The organism is Mesorhizobium sp. B2-1-3, assembly GCF_006442495.1.
In the GTDB taxonomy this organism is placed as follows: Bacteria; Pseudomonadota; Alphaproteobacteria; order Rhizobiales; family Rhizobiaceae; genus Mesorhizobium.
The window spans coordinates 690,460-708,099 of record NZ_VFWL01000001.1; the positions used below are offsets into that span (position 1 = coordinate 690,460).

Genomic DNA, 17,640 nt, shown 5'->3' on the forward strand with positions numbered 1-17,640 from the left:
CTCGCGCCTTAACGGGAAGACTGCTTCCCGAAAGTGCAATCCGCTGAGGCCACGTTCTGGAAAACGAAATCACTCGACATCGGATCACCTCCTTTCAGTTTGTTGAACACGCACTGATGATGGGGTGCGTTGCAGCAAAAGACAAGACGCCGGATGGAAAAAGACGTTTTTCCGGCTTGGCCGCGTCCTTTCGCGCAAGCGGGTTGCGGCCAGGGGTTCAAGCGGACAAGATCGGCCTACCGAATGCAGGGGGAACGGCATGGACGCTACCGAAAGAGCAGCACGCATCGTTCGCACGGTCGTCGAGGCGTTGAAGCCGGGCTTTGCCGTCAGGCTTTGGACCGGCGAGCGCATCGGTCCGGCCGGCGGCCCGGTGCTTGCCATCAACGACCAGGACATCGTCTGGCAACTGGCCCGCCGGCCAAATTTCTCGACGCTGGTCGAGATGTGGATTTCCAAGGCGGTCGACGTGGAGGAGGGGTCGCTGTTTGACCTCTACGCGCTGCCTTCACGAGGCAAGCTGCGGTTCAAGGCGCTGCCGAAGCTCGCGATCATGCGCGACCTGCCGGCCGTGCTGTTCTCGCGAAGGCAGATGACGCAACGCGCCGATCTCGCCGGGCAAAATCCCTTTGTCAGCGGCTCCAACAAGCAGGCGATCCAGCATCACTACGACATATCGAACGCCTTCTACCGGCTCTTCCTCGACGAGCGCATGGTCTACAGCTGCGGGTATTTCAAGGATTTCGCCAATGACATCGACCAGGCCCAGGCCGACAAGCTCGAGCATATCTGCCGCAAGCTCCGGCTGAAGCCTGGCGACCGCCTGCTCGATATCGGCTGCGGCTGGGGCGCGATGCTGATCCATGCGGCGAAGCATCATGGCGTCGTCGGCCATGGCGTCTCGTTGTCGGAGGCCCAGACCGGACTCGCCCGCGAACGCATTCGGGCCGAGGGGCTGGAGGACCGGATCACAATCGAGATAAAATCCTATGCCGAGCTCACCGGAAGCTTCGACAAGATATCCTCGATAGGCATGTTCGAGCATCTGGGGCTGGCCAACCACGCCGCCTACTTCTCGACCGTCCATCGCCTGCTCAAGCCGGGCGGCATCTATCTGCATCATGCCATCACCAGGCGCAGCAAGGGCAGCATGAAGAAGACCTTGCGCAAGGGCTCGGAATACAAGGCGCTGATCAAATACATCTTCCCGGGTGGCGAGATCGACACGATCGGCATGACGTGCGGCAATCTGGAAGCACACGGCTTCCTCGTCCACGACGTCGAGAATCTGCGCGAGCACTACGCCCGCACCTGCCGGCTGTGGGCAGAGCGCCTGCATGCGCGCTTCGACGAGGCCATCGCCGAAGTGGGAGAAGCCAAGGCGCGGCTGTGGCTGCTTTACCTGGCCGGCTGTTCGATCGCCTTCGATCGTGCCTCGGCGCAGATTTTCCAGACGGTCGCCACCAAGCGGACGCGGGGCCCGAGCGGCTTGCCGCCGACGCGGGCGGACCTTTACCGGTAATTCAGGCGAATCGCATCCCGTCGCCGACCTTGACGCTGGCCGCGCGGTCGACCGTGCAGTAGACGCCGAGATTGTGCGCGTTATGACGCACCAGATTGCGCAGGATCGCCGGATCGTCGTCGAAACCGTCCTGGGCGATGATGGTGAAGCCGCAGCGGCGGCACGGCTCGGAAATGGTCAACAGCAGGTCGCCGACGGCGAGTTTCCTGCCGATCCATTCGGTTTCGGGGAAAGTGCCTTCGACCGCCGCCATGTCGATGACGATGTTGGGACGAAAGCGGCGCGGATCGGGAGTGCCTTGCGGATGCAGCGCCTTCAGGCGCGCCAGGGAGGCGGTGGTCAACAGATGGATCGGCGCCTTGCGGTAGCGCGCCTCGGTCAACGGGCCGGAATAGGCCGGCGGAGCGTTCTCCAGGCCGAACGGACGGATCGAGGCCGGAAAGCCTAGATAGTCGGAAACGGCACGGTCGCTTTCGGCGCCGGGCGCCGCCAGCCAATCTGCGCCGGGAATCGCGATCTCGAGCCTGCGGTCGCCAGTCAGCCGGGTGCGGATGCGCGGCACCTTGTGCCACTTCGGCTCGCGATCGGGACGGGCGATCTCATTGTCGGAGGCATCGACCAGGCCGAACATGCGGTCGCCCTCGATGCTCTCGGTGCCGACCGCGATCGTCTCCAGGCGTTCGCCGGCGAGCGAACTCGCCGGATAGCGCCAGAGTTCGGCAACGCTGCCTATCGCGGCCATGGCCGGTGTCAGCCTTTCTTGTTCTGGCGGTTGGCGACGAGGTCGTCGACGACGGCCGGATCGGCGAGCGTCGAGGTATCGCCAAGGGCGCCGAAATCGTCCTCGGCAATCTTGCGCAGGATGCGCCGCATGATCTTGCCCGAGCGGGTCTTGGGCAGGCCCGGTGCGAACTGGATCTTGTCGGGCGTGGCAATGGCGCCGATCTCCTTGCGGACATGGGCGAGGAGTTCCTTGCGCAAGTCCTCGCTCGGCGTCTCGCCGGCCATCAGCGTGACGTAGCAGTAGATGCCCTGGCCCTTGATGTCGTGGGGATAACCGACGACGGCGGCTTCCGAAACCTTGTCATGGCTGACCAATGCGGATTCGACCTCGGCCGTGCCCATGCGGTGGCCGGAGACGTTGATGACGTCGTCGACGCGGCCGGTGATCCAGTAATAGCCGTCGGCATCGCGGCGGCAGCCGTCGCCGGTGAAGTACTTGCCCTTGTAGGTCGAAAAATAGGTCTGCACGAAGCGGTCGTGATCGCCATAGACGGTGCGCATCTGGCCGGGCCATGACTCGGTGATGCATAGATTGCCGTCGGCGGCTCCTTCAAGCACCTTGCCCTCGCCGTCGACCAGTTGCGGCTTGACACCGAAGAAGGGCCGCGTGGCCGAGCCAGCCTTGAGGTCGGTGGCGCCCGGCAGCGGCGTGATCATGATGCCGCCGGTCTCGGTCTGCCACCAGGTGTCGACGATCGGCACCTTGGCGTTGCCGACGACGTTGAAATACCACTCCCAGGCCTCCGGATTGATCGGTTCGCCGACCGACCCCAGCACGCGCAGCGATTTGCGCGACGCCTTTTTCACATGATTGTCGCCGGCGCCCATCAGGGCGCGCAGCGCCGTCGGCGCGGTGTAGAAGATGTTGACCTGATGCTTGTCGATGACTTCCCAGAAGCGCGACTGCGAGGGGTAGTTGGGCACGCCCTCGAACATCAGCGTGGTGGCGCCGTTGGCGAGCGGCCCGTAGACGATGTAGCTGTGGCCGGTGACCCAGCCGACATCGGCGGTGCACCAGTAGATGTCGCCATCATGATAGTCGAAGACATATTGGTGCGTCATCGAGACGTAGACGAGATAACCCGCCGTGGTGTGCAGCACGCCTTTCGGCTTGCCGGTCGAACCCGATGTATAGAGGATGAACAGCGGATCCTCCGCCTTCATCTTCTCCGGCTTGCACTCAGCCTTAACGGTCGCGGCCTCTTCGTGGTACCAGACGTCGCGGCCCGGCGCCCAGCCGATCTTGCCGCCGGTGCGGCGGACCACTACTACCTTTTCGACCCTGGTACCGGCTTTTGCCGCGATCTCGATTGCCTTGTCGGTGTTCTCCTTCAACGGGATCGGCTTGCCGCCGCGCAGGCCCTCGTCAGCGGTGATGACGATGGTTGACTTGCAATCGTCGATGCGGCCGGCGAGCGCGTCGGGCGAAAAGCCGCCGAAGACGACCGAGTGGATGGCGCCGATACGCGTGCAGGCGAGCATCGCATAGGCCGCTTCCGGGATCATGGGCATATAGAGGGTGACGCGGTCGCCCTTCTTGACGCCGTGCTTCTTCAGCACGTTGGCGAAGCGGCAGACATGCGCATAGAGCTCATTGTAGGTGATCTTGCGGTCGTCGTAGGGGTTGTCGCCTTCCCAGATGATGGCGGTCTGGTCGCCGCGCTTCTTCAGGTGGCGGTCGATGCAGTTGTAGGAAACATTGGTCTGGCCGTCCTCGAACCATTTGATGGAGACCTTGCCGTCGAAGGAGGCGTTCCTGACCTTGGAGAAGGGTTTGAACCAGTCGATGCGCTTGCCGTGCTTGCCCCAGAACCTGTCCGGATTCTTCACGCTGTCGGCGTACCATTTGAGATAGGTGTCGTTGTCGATCAGCGCATTCTTCTTCCAGGCCGGCTGAACGCGGTGGACATGAACCTCGGACATTTCCTGCTTTTCCTCCCGAAACTAACGCCGGCTTGAACCGCCAGCGGGATCGCGGCGACGCGGCCGCGAATTCGCGCGCATTATTAACAGTTCCGCGATGACGGCAACATTAGACGTTGGGTTTGCGCGGCGGGATGCCGCACATGGGCCCGCGGCCGCTGTCAGCACTTGCACCGGACCGCTGCTAACTTCATGTTTTCGCGTGCTAAAGCCAGTTTCGATCAAGAAAAAATCAATAGACGGTTAAGCAACCGCGCGCACAATCCATTGTTGGGAGGAAGGAGAATCAACCCGGGGAGCAAAAATGCGCGACCAGCTTGAAATGGACCTGATGCTGCGGGGCTATGGCCTGACCACGGCCAATATCCTTTATCATTTCCCAGACCATCCGCATCTCTTGCAGAGCTTCATATGGCAGGACTACGACATCGCGCCGAAGTTTCCTGTGCTGATCCGCTTCATCGAGTTCTGGAAGACCAAGCTCGAGGGGCCGCTGCATTCGGTCAGCTACACGCACCAGAAGCTCATCGCGCCCAACGAGTGGCGCAAGGTCGACGGCGAATTCGTGCTGCATTAGGGTCGCTGCTTCGAGGCCGTAAGGTCGGCACTCTACGGCGCCCCCCTCTGTCCTGCCGGACATCTCCCCCACGTGGGGGGAGATCGGCAGCTTTGCTAACAGCGCCATCCCTCCACGTTGGAAATTGGCGAAAGCCGAGGTGACATCCAATCTCCCCCCGTGGGGGAGATGTCCGGCAAGACAGAGGGGGGCGCTGCCCCGCTAACCTTCGGCTCTAGCGGTCGGACACGCTCAAACCGCCGGCGGGCTCAGCCGGGCGAAGGCCTCCTGGCGGCGGTAGGGAAAATAAGGGTAGGGCGCGGTGAGCTCGCTTGCCGCATCGAGCTTCCCGATCTGCTCCGGCGTCAACGTCCAGCCGACGGCGCCGAGGTTCTGGCGCAACTGCTCCTCGTTGCGGGCGCCGATGATGACGGACGACACGGTCGGGCGCTGCAACAGCCAGTTGATGGCGATCTGCGGCACGGTCCTGCCGGTCTCCTGCGCCACCGCATCGAGGGCCTCCATGACCCGGTAGAGATGCTCGTCCTCGACCGGCGGTCCGAAGCTCGCGGTGTCGTGCAGCCGGCTTTTCTCCGGCAGAGGCTGGCCGCGACGGATCTTGCCGGTCAGGCGGCCCCAGCCGAGCGGGCTCCAGACCAGCGCGCCGACGCCCTGGTCGAGGCCGAGCGGCATCAGCTCCCATTCATAGTCGCGGCCGACCAGCGAATAGTAGACCTGATGCGCGACATAGCGCGGATAGCCGTGCCTGTCGGCCAGCCCGAGCGACTTCATCACCTGCCAGCCGGAGAAATTGGAGACGCCGACATAGCGCAATTTGCCGGCGCGCACGAGGCCGTCCAGCGTCGACAGCACCTCCTCGATCGGCGTGCCGGCATCGAAGGCATGCAACTGCAACAGGTCGATGTAATCGGTGCCGAGCCGCTTCAGCGCGGCGTCGACGGCCTTGATCAGCCGCGAACGCGAGGAACCATAGTCGGCCGGCCCGTCGCCCATCGGCAGCGAGGTCTTGGTCGAGATCAGCACGGCATCGCGCCGGCCCTTGATCGCCTCGCCGAGCACCTCTTCCGAGGCGCCGTTCGAATAGACATCGGCGGTGTCGAACAGATTGACGCCGGCCTCGAGGCAGATGTCGACCAGGCGCCGCGCTTCCCTGGCGTCGCTGTTGCCCCACGCGCCGAACAGCGGGCCGGAACCGCCGAAGGTTCCCGCTCCGAACGAGAGCACCGGCACTTTCAGGCCCGATGCGCCAAGATTTCGATAGTCCATTTTCTTACTCCTTGTGATTTTGAAAGAAGTCGAATCGATCCGGCTTTGCCGGCGAGCTTCACGACCGGACGCAGACAGGCGCGCCGAGCGCGGTGCCGCGATCGAGACGCAGGGCCAGTCCCGCCACGGCGAGTGCCGCGACCGGCAGCAGCGCGGCGACCCAGGTGAGCGAACCCAGGCCAAGACCTTGGGCAATGACCGCGCCGCCGAGCCAAGCGCCGGCGGCGTTGCCGAGGTTGAAGGCGGCGATGTTGAAGGACGAGGCGAGGCTCTGGCCAGCACCTTGGGCCTTTTCCAGCACCCACATCTGCAAAGGCGCCACGGTGGCGAAGGCGGCGGCGCCCAGCAGGCCGACATAGATCACGGCCAACACCTGGCTGTGGATAGCAAAGCTCATGGTCGCCAGAACCAGGGCGAGCACCACAAGACTGCCGAGCACCGCCGGCACCAGCCAGCGGTCGGCGATCTTGCCGCCGGCGATATTGCCGACGATGAGGCCGCCGCCGAAGACGAGCAGGATCGGCGAAACGGCCGCTTCCTGGAAGCCGCTGATCTCGGTCAGCAACGGGGCGATGTAGGTGAAGACGGCGAAGACGCCGGCATAGCCGAGAACGGTGGTGGCGAAGCCGAGCAGGACGGGCGTGCGGCGCAGCACGGCGAGATCGGCGCGCAGGTCGCTCTTCACGGGAGTTGCTTGGCTGCGCGGCACCAGTGCCAGGATGACGGCAAAGGCCGCGAGACCGACCGCGGTCACCGCCCAGAAGGTGGCGCGCCAGCCGAACGCCTGGCCGAGCCAGGTGCCGAAGGGAACGCCGAGAATGTTGGCGATGGTCAGGCCGGTGAACATGAGCGCGATCGCCGACGCCTTCTTGTTGGGCGCGACCAATCCGGTGGCGACCACCGAGCCGACGCCGAAGAAGGTGCCATGGGCAAAGGCGGTGATGACGCGCGCGCCCATCAACGTCCAATAATCAGGCGCCAGCGCACAGGCCAGATTGCCAATGGTGAAGATCGCCATCAGCGCCAGAAGCACCGTCTTGCGCGGCCAGTTGCCGGTGGCGATCGTCAGCAGAGGTGCTCCGATGACGACGCCCAGCGCATAGCCGGAAATCAGTTGGCCGGCGGCCGAGATCGAGACGCCGAGATCTTTGCTGACGTCGATGAGCAGGCCCATGATGACGAATTCGGTGACGCCGATGCCGAAGGCGCCGGCGGCGAGAGCATAGAGAGCGAGAGGCATGATGTTTCCACTTCGGCGGTGACGGGCGCCCTGTCCAGGCTGCGCCCCGACCGGGAAGATCGTGTGGCCATGCGATGTGAACCAGACTTGCTCCAGGCATACTTTCTGTGAAATAGATTCACAGATGGCGAGATCCGACATCAACCGTTCCGGCGAGATCGAAGTGTTTGTGCGCGTCGTCGAGGCGGGCAGCTTTTCGGCGGCGGCACGTGCCTTGCGCATGACCCCGTCCGCGGTGAGCAAATTGATCGCGCGGCTGGAGGCCAGGCTCGGCGCGCGGCTGGTCACCCGCTCGACGCGCAAGCTGCAACTGACGCCGGAAGGCACTGCTTTCTACGACAGCGGCATGCGCATCCTCGCCGACATGGACGCGGCCGAGCGCGAGGCGGCCGCCGGGGCGGCGCCGCGCGGCCGGTTGAGGGTCAACAGCTACGTGCCGTTCGGCCACCACCGGCTGATGTCGCTGCTGCCTCGGTTTCTGGAGCGTTATCCCGAGATTTCCGTCGACGCCGTGCTGACAGACAGCGTGATCGACCTTCTGGAGGAGCGCGCCGATGTGGCGATACGCGCCGGGCCCTTGCGCGAGTCACGGCTGGTAGCGCGCAAACTGGGGCAGAGCCGGATGGTGCTGGTCGCGGCACCCTCCTATGTCGAAGCGCGTGGGACGCCGCGCACGCTGGCCGATCTCGGGCGTCACAATATGCTGGCCTTCGGCTTTGCGCGGCATATAGACGGCTGGCCTTTTGTCGATGCGGCAGGTGCGCCGGTCATCGTCCCGGTTGTCGGAAACGCAACGCTGACCGACGGCGAGGCGATGCGGCGGATCGCGCTGGCGGGAGGCGGAATCGTTCGGCTGGCGCGCTGGCATGTCCAGCCGGACATCGACGCCGGGGCATTCGTCCCGTTGCTGGAGGAATTCAACCCAGGCGACGAGGAGGCCACCCATGCCGTCTATGTCGGCCAGGGCAAGCATCTGCCTGCGCGGGTGCGGGCTTTTCTCGATTTTCTCTCGGAGGCCGTTCGCCTCTAGAGCAGTTCACCGTTTCATGGAAACGGCGAACCGCTCTAACTCTTTGTTTTGACGCAATTCTGGACAGAAAACCGCACACACTTTTCTTGGAATTGCTCTAACTGAGAAGCCGCGTACCTAAGGCACGCGGCTTCGAAGCAAGCTCGAAAAGCGATCGGGCCTTCGGCACGAACGGCGCCGGCCGCCGGCCGGCCGCCTGCCGCTCCAGCATCCAGCCGGGATATTCGGCCGGCAGCGCGCTCACCTCGTCCAGTCTGGCGAGATCATCGGTATCAAGTTTGAGGTTCGTGGCGGCAAGGTTCTGTTCGAGCTGATCCATGCGGCTGGCGCCGATGATCACGCTCATCACGAAGGGCTTGGCCAGGACATAGCCTAGTGCCACGGTAGCGACGCTGACGTCATGCTTTTTGGCGATCTCGCGCATGACCGCGACCGCCGCCCAGGCGCGGTCCTCGTTGACCGGTGGGAAGTTGAAGGAGGCGCGGCGGCCCTCGCCATTGCCGGGCGCACCAGGGCCGTATTTGCCGGACAGCAGTCCGCCGGCCATCGGCGACCAGACCATAAGACCGAGCTTCTCCTCGTTGATCAGCGGCACGATCTCGCGCTCGAGATCACGACCGGCGATCGAGTAATAGGACTGGATGGTCTCGAAGCGGGCAAAGCCCTTGCGGTCGGCTATGCCAAGCGCCTTGGCGATGCGCCAGGCCTGCCAGTTGGATACGCCGACATAGCGGACCTTGCCGCTGGCAACGAGATCGTCCAGTGCCCGCAGCGTTTCGTCGATCGGCGTCACCGCGTCGGTTCCGTGCAGCTGATAGAGATCGATGTGATCGAGCTGCAGCCGCTCGAGGCTGGCATCGACCGAATCCATGATGTGGCCGCGCGAGGAGCCGCGCTGGTTCGGGCCCTCGCCCATGGCACCATGGACCTTGGTGGCGATGACCACGCTCGACCTGTCAACGCCGAGATCCCTGAGCGACTGGCCGAGCAGGCGCTCGGATTCGCCGAAGGAATAGACATCGGCCGTGTCGAAGAAATTGACCCCGGCGGCGAGCGAGCGGCCGACGATCTCGTTGACGCCTTTCTGGTCGAGGCTGGCGATCAGGCCCCATTGGGCATTCTGGCCGGCGGCGCCGAAGGTCATGGTGCCGAGGCAGAGTTCGGAGACGAACAGGCCGGTATTTCCAAGCTGGTTGTAACGCATGGCGAAGGCTCCAGAGATTTGTGATGACACAGATCAAATAGGAACGGTACGTTTCGTTTCCAGCGCTGGCGTAATCAGCCGGTAGAACTGGACCATCTTGCCGGTGACAGAAACTTGTCAGAGATGGACCGCTCGGATCATTGTGTTCGGGCGGCGATTGACCTCCTCGACAAACTCGTCATCCCAGACGGGGCCGGAGAGAAGATATTGCGCAAGGGAGGGCTTTGCGCCAACCCACCGTTCGTAGTCCTCAACCGCTAGCACCACGGCAGATGGCTGCCCTCGCACCGCAATGGTTTGCGGCCCTTTTTCGCGCGACTGTCTTACCAGCTTCGAGAGGTTGTTTCTTGCGTCCCGCAGCTGCCAGCTCAAGAAGACTACTCCTCGCTTAACTCGCAAGATGTGTTCAGTCCGTCTGTGTATCATAGGCTTAGAACTCACAGACGACAGGGCCAACCCAGGGCGGACGGTTTTATCGACTGCCGAAGATCGCCGAACCGACCCTGACACTGGTGGCGCCGAAGGCGATGGCCGTCTCGTAATCGCCGGACATGCCCATCGACAGTTTGGCGACGCCTGCCTCCCGCGCCAATTTTTCCAGCAGGGCGAAATGCGGGCCGGGGTTCTCGTCCGCCGGCGGAATGCACATCAGGCCTTCGATGGCGAGGCCGTGGACATCACGGCAGCGGGCGACGAAGGTCACGGCCTCGCGCGGCTCGATGCCGGCCTTCTGCGGCTCGGAGCCGGTGTTGACCTGGACGTAGAGTTTCGGTGCCCGGCCTTGCCGGGCGATCTCCTTGGCGAGTTCGGCGGAAATCTTCTCACGATCGACCGTCTCGATGACGTCGAACAGCGCCACGGCTTCCCTGGCCTTGTTCGATTGCAGCGGGCCGATCAGATGCAGTTCGACATCGGGGAAAGCCTCTTTCAGCGCCGGCCACTTGCCCTGCGCTTCCTGCACCCGGTTCTCGCCGAAGACGCGCTGGCCTGCCTCGATGACGGGCCTGATGTCGGCGGCGTCAAAGGTCTTGGAAACCGCGACCAGCGTCACCGCGCCAGCGTCGCGCCGGGCTTCGCGCTCGGCGGCGGCGATCTTCGCCTTGACCGCTAAAAACTGCTGAACGGCGTCGCCCATGTCCAAATCCCGCTGTTTTGACCGCGTTTTTTCCAGACGCGATACCCATATGGTTGACGGGTTTGCCAAACCATGGTGAACACCCGGACCACATCCAATGGACTGCCGAGCTGTCGCCCGCAGTCCGCATGCTTTTTAAGTGAAAAACGTCCCATGGCAACCGAACGATACAATCCGCGCGCGTCAGAGCCCAAATGGCAGAAGGCCTGGGCCGACAGGAAGCTGTTCGAGGCGCACAACGATGATCCGCGCCCGAAATACTACGTGCTGGAGATGTTCCCGTATCCGTCGGGACGCATCCATATCGGGCATACGCGCAACTATACGATGGGCGACGTGGTGGCGCGCTACAAGCGGGCCAAGGGTTTCAACGTACTGCATCCGATGGGCTGGGACGCCTTCGGCATGCCGGCCGAGAACGCGGCGATGCAGAACAAGGTCCATCCCAAGGAATGGACCTATCAGAATATTGCCACCATGCGCGAGCAGCTCAAGGTCATGGGCCTGTCGCTGGACTGGGCGCGCGAATTCGCGACCTGCGATGTCGACTACTACCACCGCCAGCAGATGCTGTTCCTCGACTTTGTCGAGAAAGGCCTGGTGACGCGCAAATCCTCGAAGGTCAATTGGGATCCGGAGGACATGACGGTGCTCGCCAACGAGCAGGTCATCGACGGGCGCGGCTGGCGCTCGGGCGCGCTGGTCGAACAGCGCGAGCTGACGCAATGGTTCTTCAGGATAACCGACTTTGCGCAGGATCTCCTGGATTCGCTCGATCGCCTCGACGAATGGCCCGAGAAGGTCAAGCTGATGCAGCACAATTGGATCGGCCGTTCGGAAGGCCTGCTGATCCGCTGGCCGCTGGCGGCTCCCGTCGCCGGCGAGCAAGAGCTGGAAGTCTATACGACCAGGCCCGACACCATCTTCGGCGCCTCCTTCATGGCGGTCGCCGCCGACCATCCGCTGGCCCGGAAGGCCGCCGAGACCAATCCGGCGCTGGCGAGCTTTATTGACGAAGTCCGCCATATGGGCACTTCGGTGGCGGCGCTGGAGACGGCCGAGAAGAAGGGCTTCGACACCGGCATCCGCGTCGTGCATCCGTTCGACGAGAACTGGACGCTGCCGGTCTACGTCGCCAATTTCGTGCTGATGGACTACGGCACCGGCGCCATCTTCGGCTGCCCGTCCGGCGACCAGCGCGACCTCGACTTCGCCAACAAATACGGCCTGCCGGTGATCCCGGTGGTGATGCCGGAAGGGGCTGAGCCCAAGACCTTCCAGGTCATCGAGGAAGCCTATGTCGACGACGGCGTGATGATCAATTCGCGCTTCCTCGATGGCATGAAGCCGGAGCGGGCGTTCGACGAGGTGGCGAAGCTGCTGGAGCAGAAGACGATCGGCAACCGGCCGATGGCCGAGCGCAAGGTCAACTTCCGCCTGCGCGACTGGGGCATTTCGCGCCAGCGCTACTGGGGCTGCCCGATCCCGATGATCCATTGCGAGGATTGCGGCGTGGTGCCGGTGCCGAAGGCAGACCTGCCGGTGAAGCTGCCCGACGATGTCGAGTTCGACCGCCCAGGCAACCCGCTGGACCGCCACCCGACCTGGCGGCACGTCAAATGCCCGCAATGCGGCAAGGATGCGCGGCGCGAAACCGACACGATGGACACGTTCGTCGATTCGTCCTGGTATTTCGCCCGCTTCACCGCGCCCTGGGCGAACGAGCCGACCGACCCGAAGGCGGCGAACGAGTGGCTGGCCGTCGACCAGTATATCGGCGGCATCGAGCACGCGATCCTGCATCTGCTCTATTCGCGCTTCTTCACCCGGGCCATGCGCGAGACCGGCCATCTCGACCTGGCCGAGCCGTTCAAGGGCCTGTTCACGCAAGGCATGGTGGTGCACGAGACCTATCGCGTGGGATCGGCATCGAACGGGCGCTGGCTGGCGCCGACCGAGGTGCGGCTGGAGGACGTCGACGGCAAGCGCCGCGCCGTCGAGATCGCCACGGGCGAGACGGCGGAGATCGGCTCCCTGGAAAAGATGTCGAAGTCGAAGAAGAACACGGTCAGCCCGGAAGACATCACCGACGGCTACGGCGCCGACACCGCGCGCTGGTTCATGCTGTCGGATTCGCCGCCCGAACGCGACGTCGAATGGACCGACGATGGCGCCGCCGGCGCGCATCGCTTCATGCAGCGCATCTGGCGCCTGGTCTCGACCGCGGCCGAATCGCTGGCCGGCATCGCACCCATAGCGGGCGGTGGCGGTGAAGCCGGGGCGGTTTCCAAGGCCACGCACAAGATCCTGAAAGCGGTCGGCGAGGACATCGAGAAACTCGCATTCAACCGCGCCATCGCCCGCATCTATGAACTCGCCAACGTGCTGACCACGCCGCTCAATGACGTGGCCGAAGGCAAGGCCGATACCGCGCTCAAAGGCGCCTGCCGGGAGGCCGTGGAGGTGCTCGTGCACCTGATCGCGCCGATCATGCCGCATCTGGCCGAGGAATGCTGGGAGGCGCTCGGCGGTGCCGATCTGGTCGCCGAACGGCCGTGGCCGATCTTCGACCCGGCGCTGGTCGTCGACAATGAGGTCACCTATCCGGTCCAGGTCAACGGCAAGAAGCGCGGGGATTTGACAATTGCCCGCGACGCGGACCAAGGTGCGGTCGAAAAAGCCGTGCTCGCTCTCGACTTCGTGCAGAAGGCGCTCGAAGGCAAGGCTCCGCGCAAGGTGATCATCGTGCCGCAGAGGATCGTCAATGTCGTTGCCTGATCGGGAAAAGACAGAGCTGAGCCGTTTGCTGCGCCGTGCCGCGCTTGCCGGCCTTGTCGGCTCGCTTGCGCTCGTTTCGGCCTGCCAGGTGCGGCCGCTCTACTCGAGCGCGCCGCTGTCGACCGGCTCGAGCGCCAATGCCGAACTGGCGTCGATCGCCATCAAACCGGTCAGGACGCGTTACGGCCAGCAGGTGCGCAACAATTTGATCTTCGGATTTGGGCGCGGCGCCGGCGAACCGGCATCGCCGGCCTACTCGCTCGACCTCGGCGTGACCGAAGCCGTTGAATCCTCGGCGCTCGTGCAGGTCGGAACCGACCAGGACGAGCCGACCGCCGGTTCGGTGACGCTGACCGCCGGCTACAGGCTGACCGATGCCAAAACCGGGGCGGTGATCGCGACCGGCAAGCGGGCGATCACTTCGTCCTTCGACAGGCCGCGCCAGGAATTCGCCGCGTACCGGGCACAGATCGATGCCGAGAACCGCGCCGCGCGCGAGCTTGCCAACGCGCTGCAACTGTCCATCGCCCAGGATCTCGCACGGCACGGCAAGACGGCCGGTTAGCGCCGCTCTCCGTTTCATGGTGGCATAACAATCTGGTGCCTGAAGGCCGCCTTTGCCACGGCTCCGGAGCCGGTTCTCCGTTCGCCTTTAGCCGAAGCGCGCGGGTGTGTTGACGATCGTGGGATGACGATCGGCCGCACGGATCCGATCGTCCGACACCGCTGTGAAAGTCACGCTTCGCCGCTCTTGGGGGGCCGACGGGAAGCAACTGTTAACCACTCGCTCTCTATTGCTCAGCAGACATTTCAGCGTGAGTCTTGAGCATGGAATCCAAGCGTTTTCCTCGGGTCAGTTCATTGAAGGCAGCGTCGCCCGATGACCCCGGGGTGAAGCGTTTCACGGGTGTGGACAACAAGGCGGACAGCCAGCGGGCAAGAGCAGCAGGAGCCGGCCCTTCCCCATCCCCTGTCGATCTCGGCGGCAACGAAAGCCCTGCCTGGCAAGACTATTTCTTCCTGGCGCCCAATGTGCGGTTTACGCGCACGCCGGACTATGAAGCCAGCACGCGCCGTCCGCGGGACGAGGCGATTGCCGTCGAGCAAAGCGAATCACCAGCACCGCAGGCACCTGGCCAATCCACCGCGGCTGGGACGTCTTCATCGGCGCCGATACCAAGCCGAAACCTTTCTTCGGGCGCCGCCAGGCCGCCCGTCGGCAACAGAGCGGTGGTGCAACCGGCCCCGGCCCCCGTTCCGTCAGGGCATGCCGGCGAAAAGGCGCGGGCCGCCGCTACGCCTGCGGGCCACAGGATGACTGCGGCGGCGCGGGCGTCCGCACCGGCAGCGTCCGCCCAAGCAGCGACAGCCCCGGTCAAGACGACGGCGCGCGAAAATGTGCGCTGGCCCTATCTGTCGGATCACGTCTTTTTCGAGGTCATGGCGCCCTATTTGGTCGAAGGCCCGTCACCCGCGCCTCGGGCCGTTTCGGTTGCACGCACGACCGCGCCTGTGGTCACCGAGCGGATCGACAACCGCCCCGCGCCAACGGCCGATCCGACCGCGTTGTTCCGTGTCATCGAATGCCTTCCCGGGTCGCCAGCTCCGTCCGCCGTGCCGGATGTCCGTCCGGCCAACTCCAACCAGGCCGCGGTTCAGCCGGCGGCGAACCGCGTGCCGCAGCAAGCCCGGGCTCCGGCCGCAATTCCCGCCGTCGCAAGCAATGCCGTTCCGGCACTGGTCACGCAAAGTTTGGAGCAAGCCGTACCGGCTCCGGCTGCGCGCGCATCGTCGCGAGCGCCACTGGTCGGCAGGATCGTGCCGACCGCGACGGGCGAGACGTACGAACTCCCCTCAGAAGAATTGTTGCAGCAGCCGCCGGAGGGACAAGGCTTCTACATGTCGCAGGAGCGGCTCGAGCAGAATGCCGATCTTCTGGAAAGCGTGCTCGAGGATTTCGGCGTGCGCGGCGAGATCATCCATGTTCGCCCCGGTCCGGTCGTCACTCTCTATGAATTCGAGCCGGCGCCGGGCGTCAAATCCTCCCGCGTCATCGGTCTCGCCGACGACATCGCCCGCTCCATGTCGGCGATCTCGGCGCGCGTCGCCGTCGTGCCGGGCCGCAACGTCATCGGCATCGAGCTTCCGAACGAGGCGCGCGAAACCGTCTATTTCCGCGAGCTGATCGAATCGGAGGGCTTCCGCAAGACCGGCTGCAAGCTGGCGCTCTGCCTCGGCAAGACGATCGGCGGTGAGCCTGTCATCGCCGAACTGGCAAAGATGCCCCACTTGCTCGTTGCCGGCACCACCGGTTCCGGCAAGTCGGTTGCCATCAACACGATGATCCTGTCGCTGCTCTACCGGCTGAAGCCGGAGGAATGCCGGCTGATCATGGTCGATCCCAAGATGCTCGAACTCTCCGTCTATGACGGCATCCCGCATCTTCTGACCCCGGTCGTCACCGATCCAAAAAAGGCCGTTACCGCGCTCAAATGGGCGGTGCGCGAGATGGAGGACCGCTATCGCAAGATGGCGAGGCTCGGCGTGCGCAATATCGACGGCTACAATCAACGCGCCGCCCAAGCCCGCGAAAGCGGCGAGACGGTCGTCATGACCGTGCAGGCGGGCTTCGAAAAAGGCACCGGCGAGCCGCTCTTCGAGCAGCAGGAAATCGACCTCGCGCCAATGCCTTACATCGTCGTCATCGTCGACGAGATGGCCGACCTGATGATGGTCGCCGGCAAGGAGATCGAAGGCGCCATCCAGCGCCTGGCGCAGATGGCGCGCGCGGCCGGCATTCACCTGATCATGGCGACGCAGCGCCCCTCGGTCGATGTCATCACGGGCACGATCAAGGCCAATTTTCCGACGCGGATTTCCTTCCAGGTCACTTCCAAGATCGACAGCCGCACCATCCTTGGCGAGCAGGGCGCCGAGCAGCTGCTGGGTCAGGGCGACATGCTGCATATGATGGGCGGCGGGCGCATCGCCCGCGTGCACGGCCCCTTCGTCTCCGACGTGGAGGTCGAGCATGTCGTGGCGCATCTGAAGGCGCAGGGTCGCCCCGAATACCTGGAAACCGTGACGGCCGACGAGGATGAAGAGGAAGACGAAGGCGATGAGGGCGCGGTCTTCGACAAGGGCGCCGTTGCGTCGGAGGACGGCGATACCAGCTATGACGAGGCGGTCAAGGTGGTGTTGCGCGACAAGAAGTGTTCGACGTCCTACATTCAGCGCCGCCTCGGCATCGGCTACAACCGCGCCGCGTCCCTGGTCGAGCGCATGGAGAAGGAGGGTTTGGTCGGTGCACCAAACCATGTCGGCAAGCGCGAGATCATCATGGGCCGGCGCCCGCCGGTAACCGCAGTTGAGGATGACGGCACGGATTGACCGGGCCTCTTGATCCGCAGCGCATGAAAAAGGCCGGTTGCCCGGCCTTTTTTCGTGTCGGATATAAGCTCGCTCAGCCGATTTTCTGGCCGGTCTTGGCCCAGTCGGCGAGGAAGGCGGCAAGACCCTTGTCAGTCAGCGGGTGATTGACCAGCGCCTTCAGTGTCGCGGGCGGCGCGGTGACGATATCGGCGCCGATGAGCGCCGCCTGCTTGACGTGGTTCACGGTGCGCACGGAAGCCGTCAGGATCTCGGTCTGGAAATCGTAATTGTCGTAGATCTGACGGATCTCCTGGATCACTTCCATGCCGTCCGAGCCGGTATCGTCGATGCGGCCGACGAAGGGCGAGATGAAGGAGGCGCCTGCCTTGGCGGCGAGCAGCGCCTGGTTGGCCGAGAAGCAGAGCGTGACATTGACCATGCGGTTCATCTGGGTGCGGATCGTCTTGCAGGCCTTCAATCCATCCAGCGTCAACGGCACCTTGATGGCGACATTCGGCGCGATCTTGGCCAGCACCTCGGCCTCCGCCATCATCTGCTTGTATTCGGTCGCCACGACCTCCGCGGAGACCGGACCTTCGACGATGTCGCAGATCTGCTTGGTAACCTCGGAGATCTTGCCGCCCGATTTGAGAATCAGCGACGGGTTGGTGGTGACGCCGTCGAGCAGCCCCAGATCGATCAGTTCGCGGATTTCCTTGATGTCGGCGGTGTCGGCAAAAAATTTCATGGCGGTCTCCTGACGATTTCCTCGTGCTTGGGAAGGCACGTTCAGCGTTGCCCTTTGATCTA

At 64.0% G+C, this 17,640-nt stretch carries 13 protein-coding genes and 1 pseudogene; 6 read left to right on the forward strand and 8 right to left on the reverse strand.

The features are described from left to right. Positions 1 to 259: 259 nt before the first annotated feature. A complete protein-coding gene (locus FJ973_RS03620; protein ID WP_140492912.1) occupies positions 260 to 1,522 on the forward strand; it encodes a cyclopropane-fatty-acyl-phospholipid synthase family protein in 1,263 nt (420 codons plus the stop codon). Position 1,523: 1 nt separating this feature from the next. Here the strand turns inward: FJ973_RS03620 and FJ973_RS03625 are convergent, their stop codons facing one another. Then, entirely contained in the window at positions 1,524 to 2,264 is a 741-nt protein-coding gene (locus tag FJ973_RS03625; protein ID WP_140492915.1) for an MOSC domain-containing protein, read from the reverse strand. Positions 2,265 to 2,272: 8 nt separating this feature from the next. After that, the gene (acs, locus tag FJ973_RS03630; RefSeq protein WP_140554869.1) at positions 2,273 to 4,228 is read right to left on the reverse strand and encodes an acetate--CoA ligase; all 1,956 of its coding nucleotides are present in this window, start codon (positions 4,226 to 4,228) and stop codon (positions 2,273 to 2,275) included. Between the two features lie 304 nt (positions 4,229 to 4,532). Between acs and FJ973_RS03635 the strand changes: the two genes are divergently transcribed. Continuing rightward, positions 4,533 to 4,805, forward strand: a complete 273-nt coding sequence (locus FJ973_RS03635; RefSeq protein ID WP_140492921.1) for an usg protein — start codon at positions 4,533 to 4,535, stop codon at positions 4,803 to 4,805. Positions 4,806 to 5,036: 231 nt separating this feature from the next. On the opposite strand, the gene FJ973_RS03640 is transcribed toward FJ973_RS03635, so the two are convergent. Both FJ973_RS03640 and FJ973_RS03645 read right to left on the reverse strand, forming a co-directional pair. Then, on the reverse strand, positions 5,037 to 6,071 hold the full coding sequence (locus FJ973_RS03640; RefSeq protein ID WP_140554870.1) for an aldo/keto reductase: 1,035 nt from the start codon (positions 6,069 to 6,071) through the stop codon (positions 5,037 to 5,039). A 58-nt stretch (positions 6,072 to 6,129) separates the two neighbouring features. Continuing rightward, a complete protein-coding gene (locus tag FJ973_RS03645) occupies positions 6,130 to 7,311 on the reverse strand; it encodes an MFS transporter (RefSeq protein ID WP_140554871.1) in 1,182 nt (393 codons plus the stop codon). 124 nt (positions 7,312 to 7,435) lie between these two features. On the opposite strand from FJ973_RS03645, the gene FJ973_RS03650 reads away from it, so the two are divergent. Continuing rightward, positions 7,436 to 8,341: a LysR family transcriptional regulator gene (locus FJ973_RS03650; protein WP_140554872.1), complete on the forward strand. Its 906-nt coding sequence runs from the start codon at positions 7,436 to 7,438 to the stop codon at positions 8,339 to 8,341. 160 nt (positions 8,342 to 8,501) lie between these two features. Here the strand turns inward: FJ973_RS03650 and FJ973_RS03655 are convergent. The 3 genes and pseudogenes from FJ973_RS03655 to FJ973_RS03665 form a co-directional block, all read right to left on the reverse strand. Next, positions 8,502 to 9,545: pseudogene (locus FJ973_RS03655) on the reverse strand (aldo/keto reductase); the annotation flags it as partial. A gap of 117 nt (positions 9,546 to 9,662) precedes the next feature. Next, positions 9,663 to 9,917 (reverse strand): type II toxin-antitoxin system Phd/YefM family antitoxin, encoded by a 255-nt coding sequence (locus FJ973_RS03660; RefSeq protein WP_140554874.1) that lies wholly within the window; start codon positions 9,915 to 9,917, stop codon positions 9,663 to 9,665. Positions 9,918 to 10,017: 100 nt separating this feature from the next. Next, positions 10,018 to 10,680 (reverse strand): YggS family pyridoxal phosphate-dependent enzyme, encoded by a 663-nt coding sequence (locus FJ973_RS03665; protein ID WP_140554875.1) that lies wholly within the window; start codon positions 10,678 to 10,680, stop codon positions 10,018 to 10,020. A 153-nt stretch (positions 10,681 to 10,833) separates the two neighbouring features. On the opposite strand from FJ973_RS03665, the gene leuS reads away from it, so the two are divergent. The 3 genes from leuS (at position 10,834) to FJ973_RS03680 (ending at position 16,848) form a co-directional block, all read left to right on the forward strand. Then, on the forward strand, positions 10,834 to 13,458 hold the full coding sequence (leuS, locus tag FJ973_RS03670) for a leucine--tRNA ligase (RefSeq protein WP_140524996.1): 2,625 nt from the start codon (positions 10,834 to 10,836) through the stop codon (positions 13,456 to 13,458). Then, a complete protein-coding gene (gene lptE, locus FJ973_RS03675) occupies positions 13,445 to 14,023 on the forward strand; it encodes an LPS assembly lipoprotein LptE (protein WP_140518239.1) in 579 nt (192 codons plus the stop codon). Before leuS ends, lptE begins: the two co-directional genes overlap by 14 nt. 263 nt (positions 14,024 to 14,286) lie before the next feature. After that, the gene (locus tag FJ973_RS03680; protein WP_140554876.1) at positions 14,287 to 16,848 is read left to right on the forward strand and encodes a DNA translocase FtsK; all 2,562 of its coding nucleotides are present in this window, start codon (positions 14,287 to 14,289) and stop codon (positions 16,846 to 16,848) included. 73 nt (positions 16,849 to 16,921) lie between these two features. Here the strand turns inward: FJ973_RS03680 and fsa are convergent, their stop codons facing one another. Next, entirely contained in the window at positions 16,922 to 17,578 is a 657-nt protein-coding gene (fsa, locus tag FJ973_RS03685; protein WP_140518241.1) for a fructose-6-phosphate aldolase, read from the reverse strand. Positions 17,579 to 17,640: the final 62 nt, after the last annotated feature.

What these genes read in the sequence shown, in the direction of transcription:
- FJ973_RS03620 (WP_140492912.1), top strand. Translation starts at nt 260, where the DNA reads ATGGACGCTACCGAAAGAGCAGCACGCATCGTTCGCACGGTCGTCGAG.
- FJ973_RS03625 (WP_140492915.1), bottom strand. Translation starts at nt 2,264, where the DNA reads ATGGCCGCGATAGGCAGCGTTGCCGAACTCTGGCGCTATCCGGCGAGT.
- acs (WP_140554869.1), bottom strand. Translation starts at nt 4,228, where the DNA reads ATGTCCGAGGTTCATGTCCACCGCGTTCAGCCGGCCTGGAAGAAGAAT.
- FJ973_RS03635 (WP_140492921.1), top strand. Translation starts at nt 4,533, where the DNA reads ATGCGCGACCAGCTTGAAATGGACCTGATGCTGCGGGGCTATGGCCTG.
- FJ973_RS03640 (WP_140554870.1), bottom strand. Translation starts at nt 6,071, where the DNA reads ATGGACTATCGAAATCTTGGCGCATCGGGCCTGAAAGTGCCGGTGCTC.
- FJ973_RS03645 (WP_140554871.1), bottom strand. Translation starts at nt 7,311, where the DNA reads ATGCCTCTCGCTCTCTATGCTCTCGCCGCCGGCGCCTTCGGCATCGGC.
- FJ973_RS03650 (WP_140554872.1), top strand. Translation starts at nt 7,436, where the DNA reads ATGGCGAGATCCGACATCAACCGTTCCGGCGAGATCGAAGTGTTTGTG.
- FJ973_RS03665 (WP_140554875.1), bottom strand. Translation starts at nt 10,680, where the DNA reads ATGGGCGACGCCGTTCAGCAGTTTTTAGCGGTCAAGGCGAAGATCGCC.
- leuS (WP_140524996.1), top strand. Translation starts at nt 10,834, where the DNA reads ATGGCAACCGAACGATACAATCCGCGCGCGTCAGAGCCCAAATGGCAG.
- lptE (WP_140518239.1), top strand. Translation starts at nt 13,445, where the DNA reads ATGTCGTTGCCTGATCGGGAAAAGACAGAGCTGAGCCGTTTGCTGCGC.
- FJ973_RS03680 (WP_140554876.1), top strand. Translation starts at nt 14,287, where the DNA reads ATGGAATCCAAGCGTTTTCCTCGGGTCAGTTCATTGAAGGCAGCGTCG.
- fsa (WP_140518241.1), bottom strand. Translation starts at nt 17,578, where the DNA reads ATGAAATTTTTTGCCGACACCGCCGACATCAAGGAAATCCGCGAACTG.